Here is a 17552-nt window from a genome sequence, read left to right as displayed (position 1 = left end):
TGGCTGGGATACCAGGATTCGAACCTGGGGATGCCGAGATCAAAACCCGGTGCCTTACCACTTGGCGATATCCCAATCTAAAGCTTTTTCGAAAAACCCGCTAATGCCAGCCTTTCTATATAATGGTACGGGAAGAGAGACTTGAACTCTCACACCTTACGGCACCAGAACCTAAATCTGGCGTGTCTACCAATTCCACCACTCCCGCACTGACTCTGTTTAACATCCAGAACACGATGCTCATTTAACCTTGAGAAGGTAGCCAGTCATATTTCTAAAACCTTGCGGCTTTAACTAACCAGCGAATCTCTAGTTTGACATCTTGAGAAGATGGTAGCAATGGCGGGACTTGAACCTGCGACCCCAGCATTATGAATGCTGTGCTCTAACCAGCTGAGCTACATTGCCACTTTATCTTTCGTTGCCCTCGTCGTGAGGACGGGGCGTATTATGCTTATTCAGCGTATCGAGGTCAACTGCTTTTTTTAGCTATTTTCATCAATTGGCACTGTTCGGCTATAAGTTCACCAAACTGCGTAGCAAATCGGCATATTTGACCAAAAAAGTTAACCTCGACCGCTTGTTTGACTAATTAAAGTCTACAAATACTATTTATACGTTGAATAAGAAATGCATTACATCGCCATCTTTAACGATATAAGCTTTACCTTCTACGCGTAACTTACCTGCTTCTTTAGCACCTGCTTCACCATTAAACTCGATAAAGTCATCATAGGCCATTACTTGGGCGCGAATAAAGCCACGCTCAAAGTCGGTGTGGATCACACCAGCAGCTTGTGGCGCACTGGCGCCTACTGGCACAGTCCATGCTCTTACTTCTTTTACACCTGCAGTAAAGTAAGTCTGTAAGTCCAATAATTCATAACCACCACGAATAACGCGATCAAGCCCTGGCTCATCAAGACCAAGGTCTGCCATAAACTCATCACGCTCTTCAGCGTCCATCTCAGCAAGCTCAGACTCAATAGCGGCACATACTGCAACCACCACGGCGTTTTCTGTCGCGGCAATGGCTTTAACAGCATCTAAATGTGGATTATTCTCAAATCCATCTTCAGATACGTTAGCAATGTACATGGTTGGCTTTAGGGTTAAGAAGTTAAGGTAGGCAATTGCAGCCATTTCTTCTTTGCTTAACTCTAATGAACGCAGCATTTGGCCTTCATCTAAAGTTGGACGCATTTTTTCAAGTACTTCTACTTCAAACTTAGCATCTTTGTCGCCGCCTTTAGCGCGCTTTTGCTGACGGAAGATAGCACGCTCTAAGCTGTCTAAATCCGCTAACGCAAGTTCAGTGTTGATAACATCAATATCGCCTGCAGGGTCAACCTTGTTAGCAACATGAACGATGTTGTCATCTTCAAAACAACGTACAACGTGACCAATGGCATCCGTTTCACGAATGTTAGCTAGGAACTTGTTACCTAAACCTTCACCTTTTGATGCGCCAGCAACTAAACCTGCAATATCCACAAATTCCATTGTAGTCGGTAAAATACGTTCTGGATTAACAATCGCTGCTAATGCATCTAAACGTGGATCAGGTACTGGAACCACACCCGTATTTGGCTCAATGGTACAAAACGGGAAGTTAGCAGCTTCGATTCCTGCTTTAGTTAACGCATTAAATAGTGTTGACTTACCAACATTTGGCAAACCCACAATGCCGCATTTAAAACCCATATTTTTACCTTTATATAATTAAACTCACCTAGGAAGTGGTAAGTTGTGTCAAATCAATAATCAAAGCGCGGCTAATTAGAGCGCTTTGAATGTGTGTAATCGGTGCATCGCTTTCGCCATGTCTTGTTTAAACAATATTTCAGTTGAACGCACCGCTTCATCTATTGCTGCGTCCATCTTTTCTTGATCGCTCGCTGGCGCTTTACCTAAGACATAACCACTGACGCGGTTTTTATCTCCAGGGTGACCAATACCAATACGTAATCGGTAAAAGCCTTTTTCATTGGCAAGCTTAGCAATAATATCTTTTAAGCCGTTATGACCACCATGACCACCGCCCAATTTAAACTTGGCAACGCCCGGCTCCATATCAAGCTCATCATGGGCCACTAATATCTCTTCAGGTAAAATACGAAAAAAGTTCGCTAATGCGCCCACTGACTTACCGCTTAAATTCATAAACGTAGTAGGTATAAGTAGACGCACATCTTTACCATCAATAGTGACTCTGGCGGTTAAGCCAAAATATTTACTGTCTGGCGCTAAGGTGGCGCCACATAAACGCGCTAACTCTTGTACATACCATGCACCCGCATTATGACGAGTGTGGGCGTATTCTGCACCTGGGTTAGCAAGGCCGACAATTAGTTTTATTTGACTCATTAGCACTCAATTTCAGTGGTTAAATGACTGCGTTATCTTCAATATCATTTATCCATCTTAATAGTTATAGACTAAGATTTTGTGATTTGAAGGCGCTAAAGCGCGGCATTTTAACACTCAAAACTGAACTCAACAAATACACTGTGATAATTAGACAGAATGGGATAACCTCACTGTGAAAAAGTTCACAGTGAATATAGTTAACCGCCATTAGAAATTGCGTGGTTGGGGAAGGCGTGATTGCTGATTAAATAGAATAAGTTACGCTAAACCCAATGCGTATTTAAGCACTTTCTGTTTGATCGGATTATCGTAGTTTGCCAGTTTCAACAACCCATTTCTTAACAGTTTTATTGGTAATAAATCATTACTAAAGCCTGCATAGAATGCATCCATTGCTGACATCATCAATAAATTATCGCTATAACGTTTGCATTGATACTGCTTTAAACAAGATGCTGTCCACCAAGGTTTATCATTGCCTACTGCATCGGCAATGGTTGCAATCAATACATCGACATCTTTAAAACCAATATTGACGCCCTGCCCTGCAAGCGGGTTAATGGTATGGGCTGCATCACCTAAAATCACAATATTATCTTGGCAATAATCTTGGGCATGACGTCTTGTGAGCGGGAAACTGCCTCTAGCTATAACGGTAAAGTTCTCATCAAGCCTTGATGGAAAGTTAAGCTTAATTTGCTCAGCCAGTTGTTTATGATTGAGCTGCATAAGCTGCTTAATGCGACTATTACTGTCATACCATACTAATGAGGCGTTATTACCCGGTAATGGCAGTAATGAGCGTGGCCCTTGAGGGGTAAACTGTTGCCAAGTTATGTCTTGCTGCGCGGTGTCAGTTTCAACATTAATGAGCATGGCTGACTGAGCATAATCCCAGCCAGTAATACCAATACCGGCCCATTGTCTTACTTGTGAGTTAGCCCCATCTGCGCCAACTAATAATGATACATGTAATTCAACGCCACTTTTCAGGGTCGCTTTAATTCCTTGAGACAATGATTTTACGTCACTATTGCTCATTTCAATACGCTCGAACTTAGCAACGCTATCAGGGCAATAACAATGCACATTGTCCATCTTTTCAATTTGCTGCCACAGACTCAGTTGAATTAAGCGGTTCTCAAAAAAATAGCCCAGATGTGATTCATCGATCTGATCAGCATGAAAACGGGTAATGCAATCATCGAGCTCCCAGGTTTCTAAACCTTTATAGGCCACATGACGCATAGTGCGTAATTGCTCCATGACACCTAAGCGTTCAAGTAATTGCTCAGAGGCCACACTAATAGCTGATACGCGCAAATCTAACGGCTGCTCAGGTAAATAGGCTTTAGGCGCGAATGCTTCAACCATGGCAACATTTAAGCCAAGCTGACCTAACCCCACAGCTACAGCTGCGCCCACCATACCACCGCCAACGATGACGACATCATGTTCAACTACATTCGATGCTTGATGCATTGTCTATTTACCTTTAAAAAAGCTGTAATACTGAAACAACATTGACTGTGACGATTATTATGCCAATAAGTGTCATTGAAACTATGTACAAAGGTGTCTGTAACGCCTCGATTGTGTCGATATGTTGCTATCTTGAGTTTGAGCAACACTTGCTTACACTGGTTAAACTTTAACCACCAAACCTTACCTTATACTGAGACTGTCTAGTATGACATGCCTTGCAACCAACCCCTTAAATGTCAAGGTAAGAGAGGATAGTATGTTCAGTCAAAGCACCTATGTACAATCTAATAATGGAACCCTTAAATCACTAACAAGCAGCCGTAATACGTTAATGAGTTATGTAAAAAAGTTTACTAAGTCACTCTATACTATGCCGCTACTTGCAGGGCTTGTTGCTGGCGCAGCCATTATGCCAATGACAGCACAAGCCGAAGTACAACCGATGGAAACCATTACGGTTATTCACCGTTCATCCTTCGATTATGCCTTATATCAACAAACCACGGAAATGCTTACGCAGTTTAATAGAGAGCTAGCGCAAAAAATAATTGTTCAAGCAAGACAAGATAACGTCACAATGGCGAAACAATTTGGCTATTTTACCAATCAATCAAATGAGTTAGCCCAAATAGATAAACACCCTGAAAATATAGGGGTATTAGTCATTTCAGAATAATGCCGCTTAAGTGTGCACAAAGGCTAGCCAGCGAGCCTTTGTGCAGTTAAAATACTCGGCTATTTTTCTGTGGTAATAGAACGGCGTAACTGATGAGTAAAAAACTACACATAAAGACCTGGGGCTGTCAGATGAATGAATATGATTCATCTAAAATGGCTGACTTGCTGGACGATTATCAAGGTTATACCTTGACTGAGGATGCTGAAGAAGCAGACGTACTGCTACTAAACACATGTTCAATTCGCGAAAAAGCGCAGGAAAAAGTGTTTCATCAGCTTGGTCGCTGGAAAACCCTCAAAGACAAAAAACCTAATCTAATTATCGGTGTAGGTGGTTGTGTTGCCTCACAAGAAGGTAAAGCCATTAAAGAACGTGCTCAGTGCGTTGATATTATTTTTGGCCCACAAACCTTACATCGCTTACCTGAGATGATCACCCAAATTAATAATGGCGATAAAGCAGTTATTGATGTGAGCTTTCCTGAAATTGAAAAATTCGATCGCCTACCTGAGCCTCGCGCTGACGGTCCATCGGCGTTTGTGTCTATTATGGAAGGCTGCAGTAAATACTGTTCATTCTGCGTAGTGCCGTACACCCGCGGTGAAGAAGTTAGCCGCCCGGTTGATGATGTCATTTTAGAAATCGCACAACTTGCTGAACAAGGTGTACGTGAAGTAAACCTGCTTGGTCAAAACGTGAATGCGTTTCGCGGTGCTACCCATGATGATGATATTTGCACCTTCGCAGAGTTATTGCGTCTAGTGGCATCAATTGATGGTATCGACCGTGTGCGTTACACAACGAGTAACCCCATTGAGTTTTCACAAGACATTATCGATGTTTATGAAGACACCCCTGAAGTGGTGAGTTTCTTACATTTACCAGTGCAATCGGGATCAGACCGCATTCTAACTAATATGAAACGTGGTCATATGGCAATTGAATATAAATCAATTATTCGTCGTTTACGTAAAGCGCGCCCTGATATCCAAATCAGTTCCGACTTCATTGTCGGCTTCCCTGGTGAGTCAAATGCTGAATTTGAAGACACCATGAAGTTGATTGAAGATGTCAGTTTTGACCACAGCTTTAGCTTTATCTACAGCGCCCGTCCAGGAACACCAGCGGCTGATTTGCCAGATGATGTCACCATGGAAGAAAAGAAAAAGCGCTTAGCGATTTTACAAGACCGTATTACCCAACAAGCCATGCGCTACAGCCGCCAAATGTTAGGCACTGTTCAACGTATTTTAGTTGAAGGCCCTTCAGTTAAGAACCCTATGGAGCTTCGCGGCCGTACTGAAAATAACCGCGTAGTGAACTTTGAAGCAGATCCTAAGTGTATTGGCGGTTTTGTGGATGTTGAAATTGTTGATGTATATACAAACTCGCTGCGCGGCGTATTTATTCGTGGCGAAGACGAGATGGATTTACGTCGAAGTTTACGTCCGTCAGATATCGTAGCCAAACACAAAACTGATGATGATATTGGTGTAAGCCAATTTACCCCAGGCAGCTAATTTAGCCATAAAACGGGTTTATCATTATTTAATAAAGGCGGCCTCGAGCCGCCTTTATTGTGCTTTTCAGTTAATACCGTGGTATTTTAACTTTTATACCTATTCGCATTCTTTTTCTTTTGGAGCATTATTTTTGTCCACTAAAGTTACTACCATGAATTTATACCTCGAGCCTGCTGAAACTCGAAGAATTGCCTCATTATGTGGTCCATATGATGACAACATTAAACAGCTTGAACGTCGTTTAGGTGTTGAGATTATCCATAAGAATAATCATTTCAAAATCGTTGGCCTGCCAAGACATGCCTTTAATGCTAATAATTTACTGAAACAGCTATACATTGAAACCCAAACTGTTAAAGGTAGCACCCCAGATTTAGAGCCAGAGCGAGTGCATTTAGCCATTCAGGAGGTCATTAACCTCGAAGCTGAATCATCGGCTGAAGATGACACCCTGCATATCAAAACTAAACGCGGCATCATCAAACCTCGCAATCCAAACCAGTCTGTGTATGTGGCGAATATGGCCAAACACGACATTACCTTTGGTGTGGGACCTGCCGGTACCGGTAAAACCTTTTTAGCAGTTGCCGCAGCTGTTGATGCCCTTGAAAGACAAGAAGTAAGACGAATACTCCTTACCCGCCCAGCTGTTGAGGCTGGCGAAAAATTAGGTTTTTTACCAGGGGATTTAAGTCAGAAAGTCGATCCCTATTTACGCCCGCTTTATGATGCCTTATTTGAAATGATGGGCTTTGAGAAAGTTAAAAAGCTACTTGAACGTAATATTATTGAAGTCGCGCCTTTAGCCTATATGCGTGGTCGAACCCTAAATGATGCGTTTGTTATATTGGATGAAAGCCAAAATACTACCGTTGAGCAAATGAAAATGTTCTTAACCCGTATCGGCTTTAACTCGAAAGCGGTGATCACCGGTGATATTACCCAGATAGATTTGCCTCGCAGTCAAAAATCAGGGCTTCGCCAAGCCATTGAAGTATTGAGTGAGGTCGATGAAATCAGCTTCAACTTCTTTATGTCTCAAGATGTGGTGCGTCACCCGATTGTGGCAAGAATTGTCGAAGCTTATGAAGCCTTTGATTCAAAAGAGCTAGCACAAAAAGCTGAAAAAGAGCGCCAGTATAAACAACGTCAAACGGCCTTTAATGAACAAATGGCCAATGTGGACGTTAACGCCAACGAGATCAGTAAAGACGGAGCAATAAATAATGAGTCTTAAACTTGATTTAGATCTGCAAATTGCCGTTACTGACAGCAGTAAGCTCCCCAGCCGAAGTGAATTTGAGCTATGGGTAGCGACAGCCCTTGGTAACACTATGGCGCAAGCTGAACTGACCATCAGAATTGTTGAAAATACTGAAAGCCAGCAACTTAATAATACTTACCGTGGTAAAGACAAGCCGACTAATGTATTGTCTTTCCCCTTTGAAGCGCCTCCAGGGATTGAGTTACCGCTATTAGGCGATCTCATCATTAGTGCTGAGGTGGTAGAACTTGAAGCAAATCAACAAAATAAGCCCCTTGTCGCACATTGGGCCCATATGGTTATTCACGGCTGCTTGCATTTACTAGGCTATGACCATATTATCGATAATGAAGCTGAAGAAATGGAGTCATTAGAGACTCAACTCATTGAAGGCTTAGGTTTTTCAAATCCATATAAGGAAGCGTAAATAAATCAGACGACTGCATATAACATGCTGATTTTGATTTAGTAAAATATTATGAGTGACGACATCCCACCGAGTACCAACGCCCGTAAGAAGAACTGGATTGGCAAAATTAGTCAGATGTTTCAGGGCGAACCTCAAAATCGCGAAGACTTAGTTGATGTAATTGCTGGCGCAGAAGAGCGCTCTTTAATTACTGAAGACACCCGCGAAATGATGAATGGCGTATTAGAAGTATCAGGGTTGCGGGTACGCGACATCATGATCCCTCGAAGCCAAATAGTCACATTGCAAATCGATAGCACTGTTGAAGAGCTACTAGAAACAGTCATTGAGTCTGCACACTCCCGTTTTCCTGTGGTCAACGAGGATAAAGATCATATTGAAGGTATTTTGCTTGCAAAAGATTTACTTAAATATGGTTTCAAACAATCAGCTCAACCTTTCTCATTGCATCAAGTCATCAGGCCTGCGGTTGTTGTGCCTGAAAGCAAACGCGTTGATGTACTGCTAAAAGAATTCCGCTCCCAGCGATATCATATGGCCATCGTGGTCGATGAATATGGCGGTGTATCCGGTCTAGTGACGATTGAAGATATCTTAGAAGAAATCGTCGGTGAAATCGAAGACGAGTTCGATCATAGTTCAGTAGAAGATACCGAAATCAAAAAGATCAGTAACACCGTGTTTATGATTAAAGCACGTACACCGATTGATGAATTTAATGACGCTTGTGGCACCCAATTTAGCGACGAAGAATTTGATACCGTAGGCGGCTTAGTTTCACACGCATTTGGTCACTTACCAGAGCGAAATGAAACTGTCGTTATCGATAATATCGAGTTTAAAGTCACCAATGCTGACACCAGACGTTTAATTCAACTTAGTGTGAAGTTACCCGATCAAAAACTGCTAGAAGAACTCGACGACTAACTCTGTGCTAAAAAATAAACTTTCCAAGTCATCAGTGATTAAAATGGTGACTGCATTTGTTGCAGGTGCTTCAACCACACTTGCTTTTGCCCCCTACGCTATTTGGGCTTTTTACCCCGCAGCAATGCTGTTTGTTTTATGGCAAAGTCGCAGCCTAACCCCGAAAGAAAACTTCTTTCATTGGTTAAGCTTCGGCTTTGGCTGTTTTGCATTTGGCATTAGTTGGGTACATGTCAGCATTGATACCTTTGGTGGTTTACCGCTAATAGTATCAATGGCATTAATGGCAATATTGGCGCTTTATCTGGCCTTATTTCCAGCGCTAGCAGGTTATCTCACTGCGAAACTGTCCCAATATCAGCAAACTCAAGGCTGGCAAGTTTATTTTCGTTACTTAGGGTTATTCCCCGCACTGTGGGTATTTACCGAGTGGATGCGCGGTTGGGTTCTCACAGGTTTCCCTTGGTTATGGGCAGGCTACAGTCAAACCCAAGGGCCATTGTCAGAGCTTGGCAGTATAATTGGCGCATTAGGCTTAAGTTATGTTATCGTACTGGTTTGTGGCAGTATCGCACTGGTGTTATATCAACGTTTTGCCAGTGTTATCATCATATTCTCTTTGATATTTATCAGCACTTACCTTGCGCCGCACATCTCCGACATAAGCCCACGAAATGAAACGGTTAAAGTGGCTTTAGTACAAGGCAATATTGAGCAAAGTATGAAGTGGGAGCCTGACGCACTATGGCCAACTTTACTCAAGTATATGGATTTAAGTCGGCCTAATTTTGATGCTGATATCATCATTTGGCCTGAAGCCGCGATTCCAGCGCCTGAAGCTATGGTGGCAGACTTTTTACATAATACCGACAAGGTGGCTAATTTAAATAATAGCGCCATCATTACCGGTATTATTAGCATGCAACAAAATGACTTTTATAACTCATTAATTGTATTGGGCAATGCCTATCATCCTCAGCAGACTGAGGGCGATTACGTTGGAAGTGGCATTAATGATTACAAGAAACATCATCTATTACCAATAGGTGAGTTTGTCCCTTTTGAAAGCCTTTTACGCCCAATAGCCCCGTTTTTTAATTTACCCATGTCATCTTTTGCACGTGGCACCTATGAGCAAAAAAACCTTAATGCTTTAGGCTATCAAGTGGCACCGGCTTTATGCTACGAAATCGTCTTTCCTGAGCAATTACGCGCCAATGTGAATAAAGACACTGATTTTTTACTCACAGTGTCTAATGATGCCTGGTTTGGTGACTCTATCGGGCCACTGCAACACATGGAAATAGCCCAAATGCGCGCAATTGAGTTGGGGCGCCCCTTAGTCAGAGCCACCAACAACGGTGTTACCGCTGTGGTCGATATTAAAGGCCGTATTACTCACCAACTGCCACAGTTCAAATCTGGAGTATTAGTGGCTGACGTTGCCTTATATGACGGTGAAACTTGGTTTAAGCGAATAGGCCAAACACCGTTACTCATATTATGTAGCTTGATAATTTTATTTAGTTTTATATATCAACTATTATTAAACAAAGGCAGAAAAAAATAGCAAGGAGGCCATGATTGCAGCAAGCATTGCCAGTTAAGCCAAATATATTCAATCCAAATGGATTTACATTAATTGAGTTAGTGGTGGTCATTATCATTTTGGCCGTCATTGCCATTATTGCTGCGCCAAAGTTTATCAACTTTGCCACTGAAGCCCGAATTAACGCCTTATCACAATTACAGAGCAGCGTTAAAGCAGCTAATACCCTCGTTTATGCACGCACGCAAATGCCCAGTATTTCTACCCGAAGTGTTCCAGGTCGTGATGATTTAACCGATATCGATTTAGAAGGCGATGGCAGTTTCAATACCCGTTTAATAAACGGTTATCTTGATAATACTGATATCGAAAAATGGATTGTGTCGATGGACGATTGGGAAATCCAATATCGAGGTGCACCTGAAACCTATATTGGATATGATCTGGATGACGATGGTGAAGTGCGTGATGACAACTGCTATTTTTTGTACACCCAGGCCAGTAGTGAAGCTAACCCGCCAACATACCAAGTTAGCACCTCGGGTTGCTAAATATGCGCTTTAAACTCAGTTAATCGATAAAAAATTGACCATAAAACACTATTGCATAAACATAAGACGTAAAACACTATTACATAAACATAAGACGTAAAGCACTATGCCACTTAAGTCAGCTAGCATAGTTGCTGTCTCAAACAATCTCTAAAATCGTGCTATTGTTTGAAATAGGCAGCGCTTTAAGGCGTTAGCGCTTCTCGAGTGAACATTTCATTATCGCATTGTGGGCAATCTGGAATAATACTGGGGAATTCAATTTTCATTTCATGATTACACTCAGTACAAATCACTTTACCTTGGTTAATCACCTCCCCTGACATATAAAAACCCTGATGCTTAAAGTCTTGGGCAATTTCATGCCACTCTACTTGGCTGCGATCAGTAATTTCACCCAGCCAGTGCCATAAGGTGTTTTCAATACCAATGACAGTTGGGCTAAAACTGAGGTTATCGGCATTTTCCTCTTTTATGTAGCTGGCGATGTCACGCTTTAAAAAATCTTCTGCTAAAGCAAGCTCCTCGGCATCGGCGGCTGACTTTAATTGCAAATAATCTTTACACTGGGTCACAGAAGCAAAAAGGCTCTTTGCCGTCAATGAGTTATCTTCATCATATTGTTTCTTAACTTGCTCAAAAAGCGTCTTATATAGTGCTAATAACGCTGAACTTCGTCCACTCATAGTAAATACTCCTTCATCTGAACCTTTTTAATGCATCACTTCTAGTTTATTCTATGCAGATCTTACTCGCGCTTTTTAGCGCTAGATCAAACAATGGGCGGCATTGGCCGGAATAGAGTGATGCAAGAGCAATATAATCCCTCAGAAATTGAAGCCTTGGTGCAAAAGCACTGGGAAGACAAAAAAACCTTCGAAGTAACTGAAGATGCAAACAAAGAGAAATTTTACTGTCTCTCTATGTTCCCTTATCCATCAGGCCGACTTCACATGGGACACGTGCGTAACTACACCATAGGTGATGTTGTTGCTCGTTACCAACGTTTGCAAGGTAAAAATGTGTTACAACCTATCGGTTGGGACTCATTTGGTCTACCTGCAGAGAATGCCGCAATCAATAATAAGACTGCGCCTGCGCCATGGACTTATGAAAATATCGACTACATGAAGAACCAACTTAAGCTATTAGGCTTTGGTTATGATTGGAGTCGTGAAATCGCGACTTGCACCCCTGAGTATTACCAGTGGGAACAATGGTTCTTCACCCAGTTATTTGAAAAAGGCTTAGTCTACAAAAAGACCGCCTCAGTTAACTGGTGTCCAAACGATGAAACAGTACTGGCTAACGAGCAAGTACAAGACGGTTGCTGTTGGCGTTGTGACACTGAGGTGGTTCAAAAAGAAATCCCTCAGTGGTTCATTAAAATCACCGATTACGCTGAAGAGCTATTAAACGATATCGATAAGTTAGATGAATGGCCTGAGCAAGTTAAGGCGATGCAACGTAACTGGATTGGCCGCAGTGAAGGGATTGAAATGACTTTCGGTGTTGCTGGCAGTGACGATAGCTTTGATATCTATACCACTCGTCCTGATACCGTGATGGGCGTAACCTATGTTGCAATTGCCAGTGGTCACCCTCTTGCTGAAGCTGCAGCAAAGAATAACCCTGAGCTTGCTGCATTCATTGAAGAATGTAAAAACGTTGATACTACCGAAGCGGCTATGGCTGCAATGGAAAAGAAAGGCGTTGCGACCGGTCTTAATGCAATCCACCCATTAACCGGCAAAGAAGTGCCTATTTGGGTCGGTAACTTTGTATTAATGAACTACGGTACTGGCGCAGTAATGTCAGTTCCAGCCCATGACCAACGTGATTATGAGTTTGCTAAAAAATACGGTTTAACCATTGAAGCTGTGATCAAGCCTGCTGATAGCGATGTGGATATCAGTGAAGCTGCCTTTACTGATAAAGGCGTGCTATTTAATTCAGGTGAGTTTGACGGTTTAGAGTTCCAAGCTGCATTCGATGCTATTGATGCCAAACTGACTGCTGAAGGTAAAGGTAAGCGTCAAGTGAACTTCCGTCTGCGTGACTGGGGGGTATCGCGTCAACGCTACTGGGGCGCTCCTATCCCTATGGTTACGCTTGAAGATGGCACCGTAATGCCAACACCAGCTGAGCAACTGCCGGTTGTATTACCTGAAGATGTGGTAATGGATGGTATTCAAAGCCCGATAAAAGCTGACAAAGAGTGGGCTAAAACCACGGTAAATGGCCAGCCAGCACTGCGTGAAACTGATACCTTTGATACCTTTATGGAATCATCTTGGTATTACGCCCGTTACTGTAGCCCCCATGCAGATCAAATGCTTGATCCTGCTAAAGCAAACTACTGGTTACCAGTGGATCAATATATTGGCGGTATCGAGCATGCTTGTATGCATTTGCTATACTTCCGCTTCTTCCACAAGTTGCTACGTGATATTGGTTTAGTTGACTCTGATGAGCCAGCCAAACGCTTACTGACTCAAGGTATGGTATTGGCTGATGCTTATTACTATAACAACGAGAAAGGCGCCCGCGTTTGGGTTTCACCATCTGACGTTACAGTACAAGAAACTGACGATAAAGGCCGTGTAGTAAAAGCGGTAGACAGTGAAGGTCATGAACTGGTTTATACCGGCATGAGCAAGATGTCTAAGTCTAAGAATAACGGTATCGACCCACAAGAAATGGTTGATAAATACGGTGCTGACACCGTGCGTTTATTCATGATGTTTGCAGCCCCACCTGAGTTAACCCTTGAGTGGCAAGAATCAAGCGTTGAAGGCGCACATCGATTCATTAAGCGTTTCTGGAAAACAGCTCATGATCATATCGCTCAAGGTGATGTGGTTGAACTTGACCCTAAAGCACTTGATAACAATCAAAAAGCACTTCGTCGTGAATTACATAAAACCATTGCTAAAGTCAGTGATGATGTTGAACGCCGTCAAATGTTCAATACCGCCATTGCCGCTATCATGGAACTGATGAACAAGTTGCAAAAAGCCCCGTCTGCTAATGAGCAAGACAGAGCCCTGATGCAAGAAGCATTATCAGCAGTAACACGTTTGCTTTACCCAATCATCCCACATACTTGTTTCAGCATGTGGACAGCCTTAGGTAACCAAACTGATATCGAAGATAGCCTATGGCCAACAGTTGATGAGTCAGCACTAGTTGAAGACAGCAAACTGATTATCGTGCAAGTTAACGGTAAGCTGCGTGCTAAAATCACAGTAGCTGCAGATGCTGCTAAAGAAGAAGTAGAAGCCCTAGGTTTAGCTGATGAAAACGTACAAAAATTCACTGATGGCGTCACCGTACGCAAAGTGATTTATGTACCAGGCAAACTGCTAAACATCGTTGCTAATTAATCATTTATAAGTAACGATAGCTTGAAGGTGACAAATGACAAGCAATTAGCCTCGTCATTCGTCGCCTTCATAAAGTTAAAGATGTAACCTAATACCCATCTTATGCATGTACAGTTAAAGGATGCCAAAAACAGTGATGCTAATTAAACGCATTAACTTGGCCTTGTTGGCGCTCGTCATTATGACCAGTGCTGGTTGCGGCTTTAAATTACAACGTAGCTATTCAATTCCTGCCGAACTTGAAGAATTGCACCTGCGTTCCAATGACCAATACAGTGAACTGACCCGTCTAGTTAATGAACGCTTACGTATTCACCGTGTGGCAACCGTACCCGCATCAGATGAAACACCCACTTTAAGCCTCATCAATGACTCACTAGAGCGTGCTACCCTGTCTTTATATCCTACGGGTAACGTAGCTGAGTATGAGCTTATTTATGTGGTTAATTACACTGTTATGTTCCCAGGCAGCGAGCCACAGCGATTCGTATCTGAAATTCGCCGTGATTATCAAGACGATCCGCGTACAGCACTAGCAAAAAGCCGAGAAATGGAAATGTTAGTCAAAGAAATGCGTATTCAAGCGGCTGATAATATTATCCAAACTCTGGCCTCAATCGAGGTGAATTGATGCGGGTTTACCCAGATCAATTAAATCAGCATCTCAAAACACTCCATGGTTGTTATTTACTCTTTGGTGACGACCCATGGTTAATTGAAAACTGCAAAGCACAAATTCTCAGCGCGGCTAAAAGACAAGGTTTTGAAGAGCGGGTACATTTAACTCAAGACAACAGCTTTAGCTGGAATGATTTGCAACAAGAGTGGCAATCAATGAGTTTATTTGCCAGTCGCCGCATCATCGAGTTGACGCTTCCCCAAGCAAAACCTGGCACCGAAGGTTCGGCAGCGTTAACAGCCATGATGCAAAATCCTAATCCGGATATTATTCTGATTATCCATGGGCCAAAGATATCTGCTGAAACCAAAAGCAAATGGTTTAAATCCCTTGATAACGACGGTATTTATTTACCTTGCGCTACCCCTGAAGGGAAACAGTTCCAGCGCTGGTTAGATAATCGCATTCATTTTTACAAGTTACAGGTGCAGATGGACGCCAAAGCCATGCTGTTTAACTTGTTTGAAGGTAATTTGTTGGCTGCTGAGCAAGCCTTGCAATTATTGCAATTACTCAGCCCTGATAAGCCAATCCACAGCGATCATTTAAACGATTATTTTGAAGATCAGTCGCGCTTTACTGTGTTTCAGTTAACCGATGCGCTACTAGGAAACCACCAAAAACATGCCCAGCATATGTTGGTACAGCTTAATGCTGAAGGCACTGCGATGCCAATTCTAATGTGGGCATTGTTTAAAGAGTTAAATGTATTACTCAGTTTAAAATCTGCAGTAGAGCAAGGCGAGCAACTGAATAGTTTATGGTCTAAACATCGTATTTGGGATAAGCGTAAACCCTTTTATCAAGCGGCATTAACCCGACTGAGCCTCAGTCAAATCGAACACATGCTAGCCTTTGCCTCAAAAATTGAGCGCAACCTCAAGCAGCATGGGGTAGAAGATTGGACCGCTATCAGCCATTTAAGTCTGTTATTTGATCCTAATGCCCACAGACGATTAGCCCATATAGAACTGCAAACATGAAGATTGGGATTTTAGGCGGCACCTTTGATCCCATTCATTATGGTCATATCAAACCTGCCATTGAAGTAAAACAACAGCTCAATTTAGACAAAATTTGGCTAATGCCTAATCATATCCCGCCTCACAAACAAACCACTAAAGTTAGCAGTGAGCAACGCTTAGCTATGGCTGAGTTAGTTTGTCAGCAATATGATGAGCTTGAAGTGTGTGATATCGAAATTAATCGTGATAGTCCATCTTACACTGTGACCACTCTTGAGTTATTAACCCAGCGTTATCCCCAGCATCAATTTTATTTCATAATGGGCACAGACTCTTTTATTCAGCTAGCGTCATGGTATCAATGGCAGCAATTATTTGCCCTGTGCCATTTGGTGGTTTGTCGCCGCCCTGGTTGGTCAGCGAGCCATGACCATCCGATGATGCAACTGCTTAAACAAAAGCAAGTAGATTGTCAGCAAGCTGAGTCGATTGAGGCTAAAGTTGGCAATATATTCCCAGTTGAAGTGACCTTGCAAGATATCTCCTCTACTGAAATAAGGGCGCAGCTGACTCAGTTAATGGCTAACGAAACTCACTTACCCACCCAAAGCACTAAACTACTCGCACAAAGCACTCATTTTTCCGCTGATGGCTCTTTGAAATTAGCAAAAGGCTCATTAAATAAAAAACTCCCAGCGTGCATCCAAGCCTATATTTTACAACATCAACTTTACCGTTAACCCCTCGTAATTCCCGCCTCAAAAATCGCTGCTGTTAAAATCAATTTCAGCTTCAATTGCGCTCGCATAGGTATTTTGCGTATAATGCCCCGTTATTTTTATATATCGAGGTAAGTGACGTGCAGAGCACGGAATTAAAAGATTTTGTTATCGATAAAATCGATGACCTGAAAGCCAAAGACGTTGTGGTATTAGACGTTGCAGAACAATCACAAATCACTGATTTTATGGTTATTTGCTCTGGCACATCAAAAACACACGTTCGCGCAATTGCGGAAAATATGATCGTTGAATCTAAAACTGCAGGCTTACAACCATTAGGTGTTGAAGGTCGTGAGAGCAGTGAATGGGTACTGGTTGATCTAGGTGGCGTAATCTTACATGTAATGCAAGACCAAACACGTGAGTTTTATGATCTAGAAAAACTATGGTCTGAAAACAACGCATAATGAAGTTACAACTGATTGCTGTTGGCACCAAGATGCCAGATTGGGTAACCCGCGGATTTGAAGAATACCAACGTCGTTTTCCTCGTGATATGGCGTTAGAGTTGATTGAGATCCCCGCAGGAAAGCGCGGTAAAAATGCTGATATAGCACGCATTCTTCAAAAAGAAGGCGAACTAATGCTAGCAGCAGTACCCAAAGGCAATCACATTGTAAGCCTAGACTTGCCTGGTAAGAACTGGGAAACCCCACAACTTGCCGAGCAACTCAGCAAATGGCAGCTTGATGGCCGTGATGTCAGTTTATTGATTGGCGGTCCTGAAGGTCTTGCGCCAGCATGCAAAGCTGCTGCAAGCCAAAGCTGGTGTTTATCCGCCCTCACTTTGCCCCATCCATTAGTTCGAGTACTGGTTGCCGAAAGCCTTTATCGAGCATGGAGTATAAATAACAACCACCCCTACCATAGAGAGTAAACCTTATTGGTCAAGGATCTAGTAAAAGCAAAGCTAATTCAGCTAATATAACAAATCTGAATTTATTAGCCTGAATCTCATCGGA

16 protein-coding genes, 3 tRNA genes and 1 pseudogene are annotated in these 17552 nt (G+C 42.5%); 13 read left to right on the top strand and 7 right to left on the bottom strand.

What is annotated here, in order from left to right; all coding sequences use genetic code 11:
* The 6 genes from Q4533_RS12550 to Q4533_RS12525 form a co-directional block, all read right to left on the bottom strand.
* A tRNA-Gln gene (locus Q4533_RS12550) sits at window positions 1–75 on the bottom strand.
* Between the two features lie 48 nt (window positions 76–123).
* A tRNA-Leu gene (locus tag Q4533_RS12545) sits at window positions 124–208 on the bottom strand.
* Window positions 209–331: 123 nt separating this feature from the next.
* Window positions 332–408 (bottom strand) — tRNA-Met (locus tag Q4533_RS12540).
* Between the two features lie 204 nt (window positions 409–612).
* The gene (gene ychF / locus Q4533_RS12535; RefSeq protein WP_102438973.1) at window positions 613–1704 is read right to left on the bottom strand and encodes a redox-regulated ATPase YchF; all 1092 of its coding nucleotides are present in this window, start codon (window positions 1702–1704) and stop codon (window positions 613–615) included.
* Window positions 1705–1779: 75 nt separating this feature from the next.
* Window positions 1780–2367 (bottom strand): aminoacyl-tRNA hydrolase, encoded by a 588-nt coding sequence (gene pth / locus Q4533_RS12530; protein ID WP_102438975.1) that lies wholly within the window; start codon window positions 2365–2367, stop codon window positions 1780–1782.
* Between the two features lie 261 nt (window positions 2368–2628).
* Window positions 2629–3852, bottom strand: a complete 1224-nt coding sequence (locus Q4533_RS12525) for an FAD-dependent monooxygenase (protein WP_303502848.1) — start codon at window positions 3850–3852, stop codon at window positions 2629–2631.
* Window positions 3853–4111: 259 nt separating this feature from the next.
* Between Q4533_RS12525 and Q4533_RS12520 the strand changes: the two genes are divergently transcribed.
* The 7 genes from Q4533_RS12520 to Q4533_RS12490 all read left to right on the top strand — a co-directional run bounded on the left by Q4533_RS12520 (window position 4112) and on the right by Q4533_RS12490 (window position 10778).
* Window positions 4112–4531: a hypothetical protein gene (locus Q4533_RS12520; protein ID WP_102438979.1), complete on the top strand. Its 420-nt coding sequence runs from the start codon at window positions 4112–4114 to the stop codon at window positions 4529–4531.
* Between the two features lie 92 nt (window positions 4532–4623).
* Window positions 4624–6054: a tRNA (N6-isopentenyl adenosine(37)-C2)-methylthiotransferase MiaB gene (gene miaB, locus Q4533_RS12515; RefSeq protein ID WP_102438981.1), complete on the top strand. Its 1431-nt coding sequence runs from the start codon at window positions 4624–4626 to the stop codon at window positions 6052–6054.
* Between the two features lie 133 nt (window positions 6055–6187).
* Window positions 6188–7294: a PhoH family protein gene (locus Q4533_RS12510; RefSeq protein WP_303502847.1), complete on the top strand. Its 1107-nt coding sequence runs from the start codon at window positions 6188–6190 to the stop codon at window positions 7292–7294.
* Window positions 7284–7748 carry an rRNA maturation RNase YbeY gene (gene ybeY / locus Q4533_RS12505; protein WP_102477091.1) on the top strand — a complete coding sequence of 155 codons (465 nt, stop codon included), beginning with the start codon at window positions 7284–7286 and terminating at the stop codon, window positions 7746–7748. Before Q4533_RS12510 ends, ybeY begins: the two co-directional genes overlap by 11 nt.
* A gap of 51 nt (window positions 7749–7799) precedes the next feature.
* Window positions 7800–8678: a CNNM family magnesium/cobalt transport protein CorC gene (gene corC, locus Q4533_RS12500; RefSeq protein WP_102438987.1), complete on the top strand. Its 879-nt coding sequence runs from the start codon at window positions 7800–7802 to the stop codon at window positions 8676–8678.
* A 43-nt stretch (window positions 8679–8721) separates the two neighbouring features.
* The gene (gene lnt / locus Q4533_RS12495; protein WP_303502846.1) at window positions 8722–10248 is read left to right on the top strand and encodes an apolipoprotein N-acyltransferase; all 1527 of its coding nucleotides are present in this window, start codon (window positions 8722–8724) and stop codon (window positions 10246–10248) included.
* 14 nt (window positions 10249–10262) lie between these two features.
* On the top strand, window positions 10263–10778 hold the full coding sequence (locus Q4533_RS12490) for a prepilin-type N-terminal cleavage/methylation domain-containing protein (protein WP_303502845.1): 516 nt from the start codon (window positions 10263–10265) through the stop codon (window positions 10776–10778).
* A gap of 185 nt (window positions 10779–10963) precedes the next feature.
* On the opposite strand, the gene Q4533_RS12485 is transcribed toward Q4533_RS12490, so the two are convergent.
* Window positions 10964–11464: a zinc ribbon-containing protein gene (locus Q4533_RS12485; RefSeq protein ID WP_076543105.1), complete on the bottom strand. Its 501-nt coding sequence runs from the start codon at window positions 11462–11464 to the stop codon at window positions 10964–10966.
* A gap of 120 nt (window positions 11465–11584) precedes the next feature.
* Between Q4533_RS12485 and leuS the strand changes: the two genes are divergently transcribed.
* From leuS to rlmH, 6 genes and pseudogenes are all read left to right on the top strand, one after another.
* A complete protein-coding gene (gene leuS / locus Q4533_RS12480; protein ID WP_102439165.1) occupies window positions 11585–14164 on the top strand; it encodes a leucine--tRNA ligase in 2580 nt (859 codons plus the stop codon).
* A 136-nt stretch (window positions 14165–14300) separates the two neighbouring features.
* A complete protein-coding gene (gene lptE / locus Q4533_RS12475) occupies window positions 14301–14795 on the top strand; it encodes an LPS assembly lipoprotein LptE (protein WP_102438991.1) in 495 nt (164 codons plus the stop codon).
* A complete protein-coding gene (gene holA, locus Q4533_RS12470; protein WP_303502844.1) occupies window positions 14795–15826 on the top strand; it encodes a DNA polymerase III subunit delta in 1032 nt (343 codons plus the stop codon). Before lptE ends, holA begins: the two co-directional genes overlap by 1 nt.
* Window positions 15823–16437 (top strand): annotated as a pseudogene (gene nadD, locus Q4533_RS12465) (nicotinate-nucleotide adenylyltransferase); the annotation flags it as partial. The gene holA and the pseudogene nadD, both read left to right, overlap by 4 nt.
* Window positions 16438–16667: 230 nt before the next feature.
* Window positions 16668–16997 carry a ribosome silencing factor gene (rsfS, locus tag Q4533_RS12460; RefSeq protein WP_076543101.1) on the top strand — a complete coding sequence of 110 codons (330 nt, stop codon included), beginning with the start codon at window positions 16668–16670 and terminating at the stop codon, window positions 16995–16997.
* The gene (gene rlmH, locus Q4533_RS12455) at window positions 16997–17467 is read left to right on the top strand and encodes a 23S rRNA (pseudouridine(1915)-N(3))-methyltransferase RlmH (RefSeq protein WP_076543100.1); all 471 of its coding nucleotides are present in this window, start codon (window positions 16997–16999) and stop codon (window positions 17465–17467) included. Before rsfS ends, rlmH begins: the two co-directional genes overlap by 1 nt.
* Window positions 17468–17552: the final 85 nt, after the last annotated feature.

This window comes from Shewanella sp. 6_MG-2023 (assembly GCF_030547195.1).
Taxonomy (GTDB): domain Bacteria; phylum Pseudomonadota; class Gammaproteobacteria; order Enterobacterales; family Shewanellaceae; genus Shewanella.
Note: the sequence above shows the minus strand (reverse complement) of the source record. Positions and strands in the feature narration are given on the sequence as shown.

Coding starts and splice junctions, on each gene's coding strand:
- corC (WP_102438987.1), top strand. CDS start 7,800: ATGAGTGACGACATCCCACCGAGTACCAACGCCCGTAAGAAGAACTGG.
- lnt (WP_303502846.1), top strand. CDS start 8,722: ATGGTGACTGCATTTGTTGCAGGTGCTTCAACCACACTTGCTTTTGCC.
- leuS (WP_102439165.1), top strand. CDS start 11,585: ATGCAAGAGCAATATAATCCCTCAGAAATTGAAGCCTTGGTGCAAAAG.
- Q4533_RS12525 (WP_303502848.1), bottom strand. CDS start 3,852: ATGCATCAAGCATCGAATGTAGTTGAACATGATGTCGTCATCGTTGGC.
- ybeY (WP_102477091.1), top strand. CDS start 7,284: ATGAGTCTTAAACTTGATTTAGATCTGCAAATTGCCGTTACTGACAGC.
- pth (WP_102438975.1), bottom strand. CDS start 2,367: ATGAGTCAAATAAAACTAATTGTCGGCCTTGCTAACCCAGGTGCAGAA.
- rlmH (WP_076543100.1), top strand. CDS start 16,997: ATGAAGTTACAACTGATTGCTGTTGGCACCAAGATGCCAGATTGGGTA.
- Q4533_RS12485 (WP_076543105.1), bottom strand. CDS start 11,464: ATGAGTGGACGAAGTTCAGCGTTATTAGCACTATATAAGACGCTTTTT.
- ychF (WP_102438973.1), bottom strand. CDS start 1,704: ATGGGTTTTAAATGCGGCATTGTGGGTTTGCCAAATGTTGGTAAGTCA.
- Q4533_RS12520 (WP_102438979.1), top strand. CDS start 4,112: ATGTTCAGTCAAAGCACCTATGTACAATCTAATAATGGAACCCTTAAA.
- miaB (WP_102438981.1), top strand. CDS start 4,624: ATGAGTAAAAAACTACACATAAAGACCTGGGGCTGTCAGATGAATGAA.
- holA (WP_303502844.1), top strand. CDS start 14,795: ATGCGGGTTTACCCAGATCAATTAAATCAGCATCTCAAAACACTCCAT.
- lptE (WP_102438991.1), top strand. CDS start 14,301: ATGCTAATTAAACGCATTAACTTGGCCTTGTTGGCGCTCGTCATTATG.